The 13,146-nt window shown below is 70.0% G+C and carries 11 protein-coding genes; 7 read left to right on the top strand and 4 right to left on the bottom strand.

What is annotated here, in order from left to right; translation table 11 throughout:
* Window positions 1–53: 53 nt before the first annotated feature.
* The gene (locus AB0J08_RS08205; RefSeq protein WP_360628818.1) at window positions 54–740 is read right to left on the bottom strand and encodes a TetR family transcriptional regulator; all 687 of its coding nucleotides are present in this window, start codon (window positions 738–740) and stop codon (window positions 54–56) included.
* A gap of 220 nt (window positions 741–960) precedes the next feature.
* Here AB0J08_RS08205 and AB0J08_RS08200 point away from each other — a divergent pair, with 220 nt between their 5' ends.
* Window positions 961–2,565 (top strand): MFS transporter, encoded by a 1,605-nt coding sequence (locus AB0J08_RS08200; RefSeq protein ID WP_360628815.1) that lies wholly within the window; start codon window positions 961–963, stop codon window positions 2,563–2,565.
* A 73-nt stretch (window positions 2,566–2,638) separates the two neighbouring features.
* Here AB0J08_RS08200 and AB0J08_RS08195 read toward each other — a convergent pair whose 3' ends face one another.
* Window positions 2,639–3,085, bottom strand: coding sequence for a nitroreductase/quinone reductase family protein (locus tag AB0J08_RS08195; protein ID WP_360628812.1), 447 nt, complete (start codon window positions 3,083–3,085; stop codon window positions 2,639–2,641).
* Between the two features lie 272 nt (window positions 3,086–3,357).
* Entirely contained in the window at window positions 3,358–6,108 is a 2,751-nt protein-coding gene (aceE, locus tag AB0J08_RS08190; protein WP_360628809.1) for a pyruvate dehydrogenase (acetyl-transferring), homodimeric type, read from the bottom strand.
* Window positions 6,109–6,623: 515 nt separating this feature from the next.
* Here aceE and AB0J08_RS08185 point away from each other — a divergent pair.
* The 5 genes from AB0J08_RS08185 (at window position 6,624) to AB0J08_RS08165 (ending at window position 10,553) form a co-directional block, all read left to right on the top strand.
* Window positions 6,624–7,058, top strand: a complete 435-nt coding sequence (locus AB0J08_RS08185) for a DUF3052 domain-containing protein (RefSeq protein ID WP_329487476.1) — start codon at window positions 6,624–6,626, stop codon at window positions 7,056–7,058.
* A gap of 240 nt (window positions 7,059–7,298) precedes the next feature.
* A complete protein-coding gene (locus tag AB0J08_RS08180) occupies window positions 7,299–7,757 on the top strand; it encodes a peroxiredoxin (protein WP_360628806.1) in 459 nt (152 codons plus the stop codon).
* 260 nt (window positions 7,758–8,017) lie between these two features.
* Window positions 8,018–8,593 carry a TerD family protein gene (locus tag AB0J08_RS08175; protein WP_360628802.1) on the top strand — a complete coding sequence of 192 codons (576 nt, stop codon included), beginning with the start codon at window positions 8,018–8,020 and terminating at the stop codon, window positions 8,591–8,593.
* A 212-nt stretch (window positions 8,594–8,805) separates the two neighbouring features.
* Window positions 8,806–9,381: a TerD family protein gene (locus AB0J08_RS08170; RefSeq protein WP_360628799.1), complete on the top strand. Its 576-nt coding sequence runs from the start codon at window positions 8,806–8,808 to the stop codon at window positions 9,379–9,381.
* A gap of 68 nt (window positions 9,382–9,449) precedes the next feature.
* Window positions 9,450–10,553, top strand: coding sequence for a DUF475 domain-containing protein (locus AB0J08_RS08165; protein WP_360628796.1), 1,104 nt, complete (start codon window positions 9,450–9,452; stop codon window positions 10,551–10,553).
* A gap of 235 nt (window positions 10,554–10,788) precedes the next feature.
* Here the strand turns inward: AB0J08_RS08165 and AB0J08_RS08160 are convergent, their stop codons facing one another.
* On the bottom strand, window positions 10,789–11,931 hold the full coding sequence (locus AB0J08_RS08160) for a DUF2637 domain-containing protein (protein WP_360628793.1): 1,143 nt from the start codon (window positions 11,929–11,931) through the stop codon (window positions 10,789–10,791).
* Window positions 11,932–12,367: 436 nt separating this feature from the next.
* Here AB0J08_RS08160 and AB0J08_RS08155 point away from each other — a divergent pair, with 436 nt between their 5' ends.
* Window positions 12,368–13,108: a Tellurium resistance gene (locus AB0J08_RS08155; RefSeq protein ID WP_360628790.1), complete on the top strand. Its 741-nt coding sequence runs from the start codon at window positions 12,368–12,370 to the stop codon at window positions 13,106–13,108.
* The last annotated feature ends 38 nt before the right edge of the window (window positions 13,109–13,146 follow it).

Here is a 13,146-nt window from a genome sequence, read left to right as displayed (position 1 = left end):
GACCGGGCTTCGCCGTAGTACTCCGGTATGACCCGGCGGCCCCGGGGCCCGTCCTAGTGCCGCCAGTCGCCGGCCAGGGCGGGGCCGAGCTGGTCGAAGTGGCGCGTGATCAGCGAGATCATGTCCTCCGGGCCGGACTCCTCGCACTCGGCGCTCCAGGACAGGTGGGCCGCGCGCAGCACGCTGCCGAAGACCGCGGCCATCACGGCGGGGCGCAGGTCCTCGGCCGGGTCGAGGCCCTCGCGGGCCGCGAGCACCTGCACCACCACCCGCTCCTGCTCGGTGACCCGGCGCAGATGGGCGGCGAGCAGTGTGGGGGTGTCCTCGATCATCCGCATCAGTTCCAGCGCGCTGGTGACCGAGCCCGGCCCGGTGTGCCGGGAGCCGAGCTCGCGCCAGGACTCGACGATCGCGGCGCGCAGGGCCTCCAGCGGGTTCTCCTCGGCGGGCCTGGCCCGCAGCCGGTCGATGAAGTAGTCCTCGGCATCGGCCATGACGGCGAGGGCGACCTCGTCCTTGTTGGCGAAGTAGCGGAAGAACGTGCGCTGCGAGACGTCGACGGCGGCGGCGATCTCGTCCACCGTCGTCCCGGCGAATCCCTGGCTGAAGAAGAGCCGGTGGGCGGCCTCGATCAGGGCGTCCCGGGTCTGTTGCTTCTTGCGCTCGCGCAGGCCTGGGCCGGCGCCATCGTCCGGCCGGGCGGCCGGGGCGGTGGCGAGGGGCGAGCGCTGAGCGGCCATGGCGGGGGCCTTCCGGACGGCGATGCGGGGGGTGGTACTGGTGCACGAGTCTAGCGGGCTGACAAATGTCAGCCTCAGTAACACGGCAGAGTTTGCCAGATGTCAGTGACTGACATAATCTGCGGAGCGTGGCGCCCCCAGGCCGGGTAACTCGTGGGGACGGGTGGGCCGGGGCGCCACGACCACGTCTGTTCGCTGCCATGCCCCCGGAGGGCCCCAGATGAGTCAGTCCGTCGTCAAGAGCGCCAAGGCGGACGATCCGCCGCAGCCCGAGTCATCGTCCGGGAGCGGTCTGAAGGGGCACCCCTGGCTGACCCTGCTGACCGTCGCCGTCGGCGTCATGATGGTCGCCCTGGACGGCACCATCGTCGCGATCGCGAACCCCGTCATCCAGGCCGACCTCAAGGCCGCGCCGTCCGAGATCCAGTGGGTGACCAGCGGCTACCTGCTCGCCCTCGCGGTCTTCCTGATCACCGCGGGCAAGATCGGCGACCGCTTCGGCCACAAGCGGACCTTCCTGGTCGGCGCCGCCGGGTTCGCCGCCACCTCGGCCGCGATCGCCTTCGCGGGCAACATCCAGACGGTGATCGCCTTCCGCGTCCTGCAGGGTCTGTTCGGCGCGCTGCTCCAGCCGGCCGCGCTCGGCCTGCTGCGCGGGGCCTTCCCGGTCGAGAAGCTCAACATGGCGATCGGCATCTGGGGCGGGGTGATCGGCGCGTCCTCGGCGGCCGGTCCGATCGTCGGCGGCCTGCTGGTCGAGCACGTCAGCTGGCAGTCGGTGTTCTTCATCAACATCCCGGTCGGCCTGCTGACGCTGGCCCTCGGCCTCTGGATCCTGCGGGACGTCCGGGCCGAGAAGGCGGCCAAGTCCTTCGACGTCCCCGGCATCGTGCTGCTCTCGCTGGCGATGTTCGCGCTGGTCTTCGGCATCATCAAGGCACCCGAGTGGGGCTGGGGCGACGTCTCCACGCTGCTCTTCCTGGGCGGCGCGGTGGTCCTGATGACGGCCTTCGCGTTCTGGCAGCGGGTCGCCCGCGAGCCGCTGATCCCGCTCGGCCTGTTCCGCTCCGTCCCGCTGTCGGCCGCCACCCTGCTGATGGTGCTGATGGCCTTCTCGTTCTTCGGCGCGATCTTCTTCGTGACCTTCTACCTGCAGAACGTCCACGGGATGTCGCCGGTCGAGGCCGGCGTCCACCTGCTGCCGATGACCGGCATGATGATCGTCGGCTCACCGGTGGCGGGCCTGGCCATCGGCCGGCTCGGGCCGCGGATCCCGATCGTGGCCGGCATGCTGATCACCACCGTGGCGATGTTCGGGATGTCCACCCTGGACGAGGGCTCCGGCGCCGGAGTGATGTCGCTCTGGTTCGTCCTGATGGGCCTGGGCATGAGCCCCGTCATGGTCGGCGCCACCGAGGTGATCGTCGGCAACGCGCCGATGGAGCTCTCCGGGGTGGCCGGCGGCCTGCAGCAGGCCGCGATGCAGGTCGGCGGCAGCCTGGGCACGGCCGCGCTGGGCGCGCTGATGGCCGCCAAGGTCGGCGACGTGCTGCCCGGCAAGTGGGCCGGGGCCGGACTGCCGCCGGTCCAGGGCGCCGAGGCCGAGGGCCTCAAGCAGGCGGCCCAGCTCGGCTTCGCCCCGCCCGCCCCGGCCGGCACCCCGGCGGAGGTGGTCGACGCGATGGCCGGCGCCGTCCACCAGTCCTTCCTCAGCGGTATGTCGCTCGCCTTCTCGGTGGCCTCCGTGGTGGCCTTCGCCGCCGCCCTGCTCGGACTGCTCGCCCGCCGCGGCAGCGCCGAGGCCGGCCCGGCCGTCCACATCTGACGGCCCGCCCGACCGGGCCTTCGAACGCCGGTGCCCCGGACTCCGTGGAGTCCGGGGCACCGGCGTTCGCGCGTCAGCCTGCCGCGCGGCGCAGCTCCACCAGCGGGACGACGCGGCCGGCCCGGGTCCGGAAGGCGGCGAACGACGGCTGGGCGGCGATCTGGGCCGCCCAGAGGGCCTCGTACCAGTTCTCGTCGGCCACCGGGACGGCGAGTGCCGGGAAGCTCTCGGCACCGAGTTCGACGGTGACCTCGGGGCGGGCGGCCAGGTTGCGGTACCAGTCGGGGTCCGCCGGGGCGCCGCCGTTGGAGGCGAAGACGACGGTGCGGCCGGCGTCCGTCAGGTGGACCAGCGGCGTGGTGCGCGGCTCGCCGCTGCGCCGGCCCCAGGTGGTGAGCAGCAGCAGCGGGGTGCCCGCGAAGGACCCGCCGACCGCGCCGGCCGAGGCCCGGAACTCGGTGATCACACCGCGGTTGTACGCGTTGCCGCCGGCGGCGGGCTCGGGGTGGACGGCGTTCATGGGAGACCTCCTGGGGTGGTCCGGTTCGGCTGGGAACGACCCTAGGAGCTCACACCCGTGTGAGGTTCAAGAGGATGTGACGGAGGTCACCCGACCGCCCGGTGGCCGGGGACGGCGAAGGGCCGGACCCCCACCTGGGAGGTCCGGCCCCTGGACCGGTCCGCCGGCCTACCGGTTGTTCACCGGTGCACTGTTCGCCGGCTCGTTGTTCGCCGGCTCGTTGTTCACCGGCTCGTTGTTCACCGGTTCACTTTCACCGGCTCACCGAGCGGTCAGGCGTCGCCGCCGGCGGCACCCGGGTCGGCCGCCGCCACGTCCAGCAGCTGGTAGCGGTCGATCGCGTCCTTCAGCGCGCTGCGGTCGATCTTGCCCTGCTTGGCGAGCTCGGTGAGCACGCCCAGGACGACCGACTGCGCGTCGATGTGGAAGAAGCGGCGGGCCGCGCCACGGGTGTCGGCGAAGCCGAAGCCGTCGGCGCCAAGGGACTGGTACTGGCCCGGCACCCAGCGCGAGATCTGGTCCGGCACCGCACGCATCCAGTCGGAGACGGCGACGAACGGGCCCTCGGCGCCCTGCAGCTTCTGCGTCACGTACGGGACGCGCTGCTGCTCCTCCGGGTGCAGGAGGTTGAACTCCTCGGCCTCCACCGCGTCGCGGCGCAGCTCGTTCCAGGAGGTCGCGGACCAGACGTCGGCCTTGACGTTCCACTCCTCGGCGAGGATGCGCTGGGCCTCCAGGGCCCACGGCACCGCCACGCCGGAGGCGAGGATCTGGGCCGGGATCTGGCCGGCGGCGGCCGGCGCGTACCGGTGCAGACCCTTGAGGATGCCCTCGACGTCGACGTTCTCCGGCTCGGCCGGCATCTTGATCGGCTCGTTGTAGACGGTCATGTAGTAGAAGACGTCCTCGCCGTGCGGGAACTCCGCCGACGAGCCGTACATCCGCCGCAGGCCGTCCTGGACGATGTGCGCGATCTCGAAGCCGTACGCCGGGTCGTACGCGACGACGCCGGGGTTGGTCGAGGCCAGCAGGTGCGAGTGGCCGTCCGCGTGCTGCAGGCCCTCGCCGGTCAGCGTGGTGCGGCCGGCGGTGGCGCCGATCACGAAGCCGCGGGCCAGCTGGTCGGCCATCTGCCAGAACTGGTCGCCGGTGCGCTGGAACCCGAACATCGAGTAGAAGACGTAGACCGGGATCAGCGGCTCGCCGTGCGTGGCGTAGGAGGAGCCCGCCGCGATCAGCGACGCGGTGCAGCCCGCCTCGGAGATGCCGTCGTGCAGCATCTGGCCGGTCGGGGACTCCTTGTACGCCAGCAGCAGCTCGCGGTCGACCGACTCGTAGGTCTGGCCGAGCGGGTTGTAGATCTTCGCCGACGGGAAGAGCGAGTCCATGCCGAAGGTGCGGTACTCGTCGGGCGCGATCGGCACGAAGCGGTTGCCGATGCCCTTGTCCCGCATCAGGTCCTTGAGCACCCGGACGAACGCCATGGTGGTGGCGATGGTCTGGTTGCCCGAACCCTTCTTGACCGCCTTGTAGGCGTCGTCGCCCGGGAGCTCCAGCTGCCGCGGCCGCACCTTGCGGGTCGGCACGTAGCCGCCCAGCTCCTTGCGGCGGTCGTGCATGTACTGGATCTCCTCCGAGTCCTTGCCCGGGTGGTAGTAGGGCGGGTAGCCCTCGTCCAGCTGCTTGTCCGTGATCGGCAGGTGCAGCCGGTCGCGGAAGCGCTTCAGGTCCTCGACCGTCAGCTTCTTCATCTGGTGGGTGGCGTTGCGGCCCTCGAAGTTGGGGCCCAGCGTCCAGCCCTTGACCGTCTGGGCGAGGATGACCGTCGGCTGGCCCTTGTGCTCGCGGGCGGCCTTGTACGCCGCGTAGACCTTGGCGTGGTCGTGGCCGCCGCGACCCAGGTGCTGGATCTGCTGGTCGGTCATGCTCTCGACCATCTTGCGCAGCCGCAGGTCGCCGCCGAAGAAGTTCTCGCGGATGTACGCGCCGGTCTCGGTGGCGTAGGTCTGGAACTGGCCGTCGACCGTGGTGTTCAGCTTGTTCACCAGGACGCCGTCGCGGTCCTGCGCGAGCAGCGGGTCCCAGCTGCGGTCCCAGACCAGCTTGATGACGTTCCAGCCGGCACCCCGGAACTGGGACTCCAGCTCCTGGATGATCTTGCCGTTGCCGCGGACCGGGCCGTCCAGGCGCTGCAGGTTGCAGTTGACCACGAAGGTCAGGTTGTCCAGGCCCTCGCGCGCGGCCAGCGACAGCTGGCCCAGCGACTCCGGCTCGTCCATCTCGCCGTCGCCGAGGAAGGCGTAGACGTGCGAGGAGGAGGTGTCCTTGATGCCCCGGTGCTCCAGGTAGCGGTTCATCCGGGCCTGGTAGATCGCGCCGAGCGGGCCGAGGCCCATCGAGACGGTCGGGAACTCCCAGAAGTCCGGCATCAGCCGCGGGTGCGGGTAGCTGGAGAGGCCGTACGGCGCCTTCGACTTCTCCTGGCGGAAGGCGTCGAGCTGCTGCTCGGACAGTCGGTCCAGGAGGAAGGCGCGGGCGTAGATGCCGGGGGAGGCGTGACCCTGGAAGAAGATCTGGTCGCCGGACTCGCCCTCGGCGTCCTTGCCGCGGAAGAAGTAGTTGAAGCCGACGTCGTAGAGCGACGCGGAGGAGGCGAAGGTGGCGATGTGGCCGCCCACGCCGATGCCCGGACGCTGGGCCCGGGAGACCATGACGGCCGCGTTCCAGCGGGTCGCGTTGAGGACCTTGCGCTCGATCTCCTCGTTGCCGGGGAAGAACGGCTCGTCCTTGGTGGCGATGGTGTTGACGTAGTCCGTGCTGCGCATCTCGGGCACGGCGACACGCTTCTCGCGGGCGCGCTCGATCAAGCGGAGCATCAGGTAGCGGGCACGCTCGCGCCCCCGCTCGTCGATGGCCGCGTCAAGCGACTCCAGCCATTCCGCGGTCTCCTCGGGATCGAAGTCCGGGACCTGACTCGGAAGGCCGCCAATGATGATCGGGTTGCGATCGGATCCGGAAGCCACGCTGTTCCTTCACTGTCGGTCGAAACTGAGGTGTGTCGCGCCGCCTCCATCGTGCTACCGCGCTCGGAGATCCGTCATCTCTACCGATCGGTAACCGTTCCGCCCGGTGGGCGGTACGGTCTGGTGGCGCGCGGAGCAGGCGCTCTTGCCTGCGCCCCGCACCACCGGGTGTTACGAACGAAGGTGGTCCGACCTGGTTGCCCGACCGTCCGATGGCGGGCGGTCGGGGTGAGGGCCAACAGGAGACTCTACGCCCGCGCACGCGCGGACCCGAATGCCGTTCGCATCTCGGGCACGCGTACGGCCTGTGGACCGGGGTCACCCGAAGCATCCTTGTCTCATGCAGAGAAGGGCAAATCGGTGTGATTCGCGACACGTCGACCGGCGTGTTCCCCTGCGACACGTCAACCTTTGGAGGGGATCGGGGGTCGGGTACTTGCGCGAACCGCCGCGCCCGTGTGGACTACGGCCAAGCCTCGGCAAGGATGCCGAGCCGAATACTGGAGGTTATTCCCGTGAGCGCGACCGCGGACCCCGCGGACAAGTCCAACCCGGCCCACCGTCTCGGTTTCGAGAAGGACCAGATCATCCAGGAGCTGGGGTACGACGAAGACAGTGACCAGGAACTCCGCGAGGGCATCGAGGAGATCACCGGGACGGATCTCGTCGACGAGGACTACGACGACGTCGCCGACGCCGTCCTGCTGTGGCACCGTGACGACGACGGAGATCTCACCGACTCCCTCGTCGACGCCCTGGAATACCTGGCCGAGGGCGGCCTGATCTGGCTGCTGACGCCCAAGACCGGCCGTGACGGTCACATCGAGGCCTCCGACATCGCCGACGCGGCCCGGACCGCCGGCCTCTCGCAGACCAGCTCGATCGCCATCGCCAAGGACTGGGCCGCCACCCGGCTGGCGACCAAGGCAGCCAAGGCGGGCAAGCGCTGAGCGCCCCGCGAGCCTGAGCCGCGATCCTGGGCCGGGCCCCGTTGGAGTTTCCTCCAGCGGGGCCCCGCCGTTTCGCGCCGCGGGCTGGATCCCCCGCCGGGGCCGCGTTCGCCGTGGGCGAAAGTGGCCGCTCCGGTCGCCGGCCGCCTCACCCGTTCGGCCGAATCGGTGCCAGTGAATGCGAGGATGGCGCTTCGCCGCGCCCGCCGCGCGGCCCTGTCGCGTCAGAAAGGTCCCACCATGGCCATCGAGGTCGGCACCGAGGCTCCGGACTTCGAGCTGAAGAACCAGCACGGCGAGCTGGTCAAGCTCTCCGACTTCCGGGGCGAGAAGAACGTCGTCCTGGTCTTCTACCCGTTCGCCTTCACCGGCGTCTGCACCGGCGAGGTCTGCGCGATCCAGAAGGAGCTGCCGCGCCTCCAGAACGACGAGGTGCAGGTGCTCGGGATCTCCAACGACTCCCCGTTCACCCAGCGCGTCTTCGCCGAGCAGGAGGGCCTGGACTACCCGCTGCTCTCCGACTTCTGGCCGCACGGCGAGGTCTCCCGGGCCTACGGCGTCTTCAACGAGGAGAAGGGCTGCGCGGTGCGCGGCACCTTCGTGATCGACAAGGCCGGCGTCGTGCGCTGGAGCGTCGTCAACGACCTGCCGGACGCGCGTGACGAGCAGGAGTACCTGAAGGTCCTCGGCGCGCTCTGACGCCCCCGGCGCACCCCTTCGCGGGTGCGCCCCACGGGCCCGTTCGCGGGTGCGCCCGACGGGCCCGGCGGGCTGTGGACCGACTGCGGGGAAGGCCGCGCAGATTCGAACAGCCACGCCGGGCCCGTTCCCTGCCCAGGACGGGAACCCGGCACTACGATCGGTCCGTTGGCTGGTCAGAGGCTCGGCGCAATCGCCGCCGACACCTCTGACCGCACCACGGGGGCACCAGGGGGTGCCTCCCGAATCTTGGAGGACCAGTGGGTGTCAGCCTGAGCAAGGGCGGCAATGTCTCGCTCACCAAGGAAGCCCCCGGCCTGACCGCCGTGGTCATCGGCCTTGGCTGGGACGTCCGTACCACCACCGGCACGGATTTCGACCTGGACGCCAGCGCCCTGCTCTGCAACGACCAGGGCAAGGTCGACAAGGACGGCAACTTCGTCTTCTTCAACAACCTGAAGAGCCCCGAGGGCTCGGTCGAGCACACCGGCGACAACCTGACCGGTGCGGGTGAGGGCGACGACGAGGCCATCAAGGTCAACCTGGCGACCGTCCCGGCCGACGTGCACAAGATCGTATTCCCGGTGTCGATCTACGACGCCGAGAACCGGACCCAGAACTTCGGCCAGGTCCGCAACGCGTTCATCCGCGTGGTGAACCAGGCCGACAACAACGAGCTGGCGCGCTACGACCTCTCCGAGGACGCCTCGACCGAGACCGCGATGGTCTTCGGCGAGCTGTACCGCAACGGCGCCGAGTGGAAGTTCCGCGCCATCGGCCAGGGTTACGCCTCCGGCCTGCGCGGCATCGCCCAGGACTTCGGCGTCAACGTCTGAGTCGGGCGGCGGGCCCTGCGGGCCTGACGAGGTACCACCGGGCCGGGGCGGCCGCGGACGCGAGGCGTCGGCGGCCGCCCCGGCTTCGTGCTGTCCCGGCGCACTGGAAGGATAGGAGTTCAGGAAGTTCAGCCGGCCGAGGGAGGCCGGGCGGGGCCACGGGGGAATAGACCTTGAGATGCGCCCCGGGAGGAAAGGGAGGAAGGACAGCCATGAGTGTCACGCTCGCCAAGGGTGGAAACGTCTCGCTCACCAAGGCCGCGCCGAATCTGACGCAGGTGCAGATCGGCCTCGGCTGGGACGCCCGCTCGACCACCGGTGCGCCGTTCGACCTCGATGCGAGCGCACTGCTCTGCTCGGGAGGCCGGGTGCTCGGTGACGAGTACTTCGTCTTCTACAACAACCTCAAGAGCCCCGAGGGCTCGGTCGAGCACACCGGCGACAACCTCACCGGTGACGGCGAGGGCGACGACGAGGTCGTACTGGTCAACCTGGACCTCGTCCCGCCGCAGGTGGACAAGGTGGCCTTCCCGGTGTCGATCTACGACGCCGAGTCGCGCCTGCAGAACTTCGGGCAGGTGCGCAACGCCTACATCCGGGTGGTCAACTCCCTGGACGGGCAGGAGATCGCCCGGTACGACCTCACCGAGGACGCCTCCAACGAGACCGCGATGATCTTCGGCGAGCTGTACCGCTACGCCGGCGAGTGGAAGTTCCGCGCGGTGGGCCAGGGCTACGCCTCGGGCTTGCGCGGCATTGCCCTCGATTTCGGCGTAAACGTACAGTAAAGGCCCGAAGCCCTGGTCGACGTGGTCGACGTTCTCGGCGCCATGAACTCGAAAGGTAACCAAGTCCCGTGTTCCTCCGCACCTTCGGCTGGTCATTCGCGATCACCGTCATCGGGCTGATCGCAGCCGGCCTGCTCTGGGGAGCTGAAGGATTCGGCATCGTGCTGATCCTCTCCATCCTGGAGATCTCCCTGTCGTTCGACAACGCGGTGGTCAACGCCACGGTGTTGAAGCGGATGAACCCGTACTGGCAGAAGATCTTCCTCACCGTCGGCGTGCTGATCGCCGTCTTCGGTATGCGGTTGATCTTCCCGCTGCTGGTCGTCGGCCTCACCGCGCACCTCAGTCCGGCGACGGTCATCGACCTCGCGCTCCACTCCGACAAGACGTACGAGGGTCTGACCTACGGCCAGTACCTGGAGGCCGCGAACCCGGCCATCGCGGCCTTCGGCGGCGTCTTCCTGTTGATGATCTTCCTCGACTTCGTCTTCGAGGAGAAGGACTACAACTGGCTGGCCTGGATCGAGCGTCCGCTGGAGAAGGTCGGCAAGCTGGAGGCCTTCTCGACGGTCGTCGCGCTGGTCACGCTGCTGCTGGCGTCCAACTTCTTCGCCGGGGAGCACGCCGAGACGGTGCTGCTGGCCGGTGTGCTCGGCCTGGTCACCTACCTCGCCGTGAACGGCCTCTCCTCGATCTTCGAGGCGGGCCTGGAGGAGGACGAAGAGGCGGAGGAGAAGGCGACGAAGTCCGGGAAGTCCATCGTCCAGGTGGGCGGAAAGGCCGCGTTCTTCCTCTTCATGTACCTGGAGGTGCTGGACGCGTCGTTCTCCTTCGACGGCGTCGTCGGCGCGTTCGCCATCTCCAGCGACATCTTCCAGATCACCCTGGGCCTCGGCATCGGCGCGATGTACATCCGCTCGCTGACCGTCTTCCTGGTCCGTCAGGGCACCCTGGACGACTACGTCTACCTGGAGCACGGCGCGCACTACGCGATCGGCGCGCTCTCGGTGATCCTGCTGGTCGGCATCGAGTACCACATCCCGGAGATCGTCACCGGCCTGATCGGTGTCGCCTTCATCGGTCTCGCCCTCGGCTCGTCGGTCCTGCGCAACCGCCGGGTGGCCGCCGAGGGTGGCGGGGGAGAACACGAACTGGTGAGCGCCGACAAGTAGCGCTCCGACCACGAGCCCCGGGACCCGTCCTCCTGGGTCCTGGGTCCGTGGGTGCTGCCGCTTCGGTCCGCGGAACGCACACGCGAACGGCCGCCCCCTTCCTGTGAGGGGGCGGCCGTTCGCGTGCTCCGGTGCGGTGCGTGCTCCGCTGGGTGGTGCGGTGCGGTGCGTGTTCCGGTGCGTGGCGCGTGCGCCGGGTGCGGGGTGTCGGCTGTCGCGTCGTCCCCGCCGAGGGTCAGCCGAGCTGCTGCTCGATGGCGCGCAGCTTGCGCTCCAGCGAGTCCAGCTTGGGCATCGACAGGGTGTCGTCGTCGGCCGTCAGGTCGATGGTCGAGCTGCGGTAGGACGACGACGAGGAACTGCTGCCGAGGTAGGACGAATCGCCGAGCGAGCCGGTCGAGGACGAGCCGACGGCGGCACGCGGCCGGCGGCCGGCCTCCAGGGCGCTCAACGACGAAGCGGGCTCCAGCGCGGAGCGGCCGGCCTGGGAGGTGGCGTCGGCGTCAGCGGCTAGGGCAGGCTCCGAAGCGCTCGGGCCGTCTCCGGCAGCGGTGAGCGCGGGCACCTGACGGCCGCCGCGGGCCCGGGCGAGCATGCCACCCTGACGGGAGATGGCCTTGAGCTCGGCGCGCTCGCGGCGGTCGGCGCTGCGGGCGCGCAGCTTGGCCGCCTCCTTCGCCTGGCGCTCCTCGCGCACCTCCTCGACCGCCTCGTCCAGGCTGCGGACGTTCTCCAGCAGCATCAGCGACCAGGCGGCGTAGGTCTCGCGGGGGGCGCGCAGCCAGCGCACGATGCGGATCTGCGGCAGCGGCCGCGGGACGAGGCCCTGCTCGCGCAGCGCGGCCTTGCGGGTCTGCTTCAGCGCCCGGTCGAACAGGATCGCGGCCGAGATGGACATGCCGGAGAAGAACTCCGGGGCGCCGTCGTGCGACATGCCGCGCGGGGCGTGCACCCAGTTGAACCAGGCCGAGGCGACCGCGAACACCCAGACCAGCAGGCGGGAGCCGAGCGCCGCGTCACCGTGGCTGGCCTCGCGCACGGCGAGCACCGAGCAGAACATCGCGGCGCCGTCCAGGCCGAACGGGACGAGGTACTCCCAGCCGTTGGACAGGCCCAGGTTCTCCTTGCCGAAGCCCACCAGGCCGTGGAACGACAGCGCGGCCGCGACGCCGGCGCAGCAGAACAGCAGGACGTAGGAGGAGATCCCGTAGATCATCTCCTTGCGCCGGCGGCGCTCCTCGGTGCGCTCCCAGGAGTCGCCCGACTCCTCGTTCCTGGTGGTGTTCTTGAAGCGCAGCGTCGCCACCAGGATGGCGGTGAACAGCAGGGCTGCGCCGCCGATGACGGTCCAGACCAGCTGTATGGAGGTCAGGTTCATTGCGGGTCGGGCCTCGGGTTTCCGCAGGGGACAGGTCACAGTGCGACACAGGCGATCAGATCCCGTCGTCGGGACAGGGCCTGACGGTGCGTCCTTGCCGCCGGGCGTGCCCGCCGCGCCCGGGCGGGGGCGGTCGGGACACCTGTGCGGCTAGACGATATCGCGTCCGAAGGGGCGGCATGTTACGGGAGGGGAGCTTCGCCCCGCCAGCCGACCCGCCGTCGGCCGCCGACCGGCTGCTGTCCGGGTCGGGAGATGCCCGTCGGTGCCGCGTCAGTTGCCGTGCCGGCGCTCCGCCGGCGGCCCGTCGGTGCCGTGGGCGGTGTCCGGTTCACGCTGGTGGGTAGGGAGTTCGGGTACCCGGCGGACGGGCTGATGCCGGATCATTGAGCGGCGGACCGTCGGACCGACTGACGGCCCCTGGGGGAGGACTGGGATGGCCTCGATTTGGGAGTACCTGCGCGGGGAGCGGAACACCCTCGACCCGGGCGGGCAGCACAAGATCACGCTCACCAAGTCGACGCCGCAGCACGCGATCACCGGGGCTGCGGCCACCACCGGCTACCTCTACGTCAACCTGCACTGGACGACCCGGATAGGAGCACCGCGCGCCTCCGGCCGGGACACGCTCAAGCGCTGGTTCAGCCCCCACATCCTCAGCCCGATGGAACCGGACGCCCAGCAGGGCGCCCAGCTCAACGTCGACCTCGACCTGGCCTGCATGTACGAACTCTCGGACGGCAGCCGGGGCGTGGTCCAGCCGCTCGGCGGCTACTTCGGGGACCTCCAGCGCGCGCCCTACGTCAAGCTCAGTGGTGACGACCAGTACGGGGCGCCGTCCGGCGAGACGATGTACGTGAACCTGGAGAAGAAGGACCAGTTCAAGCGGCTGCTCATCTTCGTCTACATCTATGACGGCACCCCCGCGTTCGAGCAGGCCAACGCGGTGGTGACGATCGTGCCGCAGACCGGTCCGCGGATCGAGATCAAGCTGGAGGAGCGTGCCGCGGCCGCGCGCTCCTGCGCGGTGGTGCTGATCGAGAACGCCGGGGACAACCAGCTGACGGTGCGCCGCGAGGTGCGCTACGTCAGCGGCTTCCAGGCGGACATCGACCGGCTGTACGGCTTCGGGATGCAGTGGCAGCGGGGCTACAAGAACCCCTCGGGGCCGGAGTAGCCGCGCGGGCCGGGGCCCCGGGTTCCGGGCCCCGGGCC

This window comes from Kitasatospora sp. NPDC050463, assembly GCF_040655255.1.
Classification (GTDB): domain Bacteria; phylum Actinomycetota; class Actinomycetes; order Streptomycetales; family Streptomycetaceae; genus Kitasatospora.
This window is presented reverse-complemented; position numbering and strand designations above follow the sequence as displayed.

What these genes read in the sequence shown, in the direction of transcription:
- AB0J08_RS08205 (WP_360628818.1), bottom strand. Translation starts at nt 740, where the DNA reads ATGGCCGCTCAGCGCTCGCCCCTCGCCACCGCCCCGGCCGCCCGGCCG.
- AB0J08_RS08200 (WP_360628815.1), top strand. Translation starts at nt 961, where the DNA reads ATGAGTCAGTCCGTCGTCAAGAGCGCCAAGGCGGACGATCCGCCGCAG.
- AB0J08_RS08195 (WP_360628812.1), bottom strand. Translation starts at nt 3,085, where the DNA reads ATGAACGCCGTCCACCCCGAGCCCGCCGCCGGCGGCAACGCGTACAAC.
- AB0J08_RS08180 (WP_360628806.1), top strand. Translation starts at nt 7,299, where the DNA reads ATGGCCATCGAGGTCGGCACCGAGGCTCCGGACTTCGAGCTGAAGAAC.
- AB0J08_RS08170 (WP_360628799.1), top strand. Translation starts at nt 8,806, where the DNA reads ATGAGTGTCACGCTCGCCAAGGGTGGAAACGTCTCGCTCACCAAGGCC.
- AB0J08_RS08160 (WP_360628793.1), bottom strand. Translation starts at nt 11,931, where the DNA reads ATGAACCTGACCTCCATACAGCTGGTCTGGACCGTCATCGGCGGCGCA.
- AB0J08_RS08155 (WP_360628790.1), top strand. Translation starts at nt 12,368, where the DNA reads ATGGCCTCGATTTGGGAGTACCTGCGCGGGGAGCGGAACACCCTCGAC.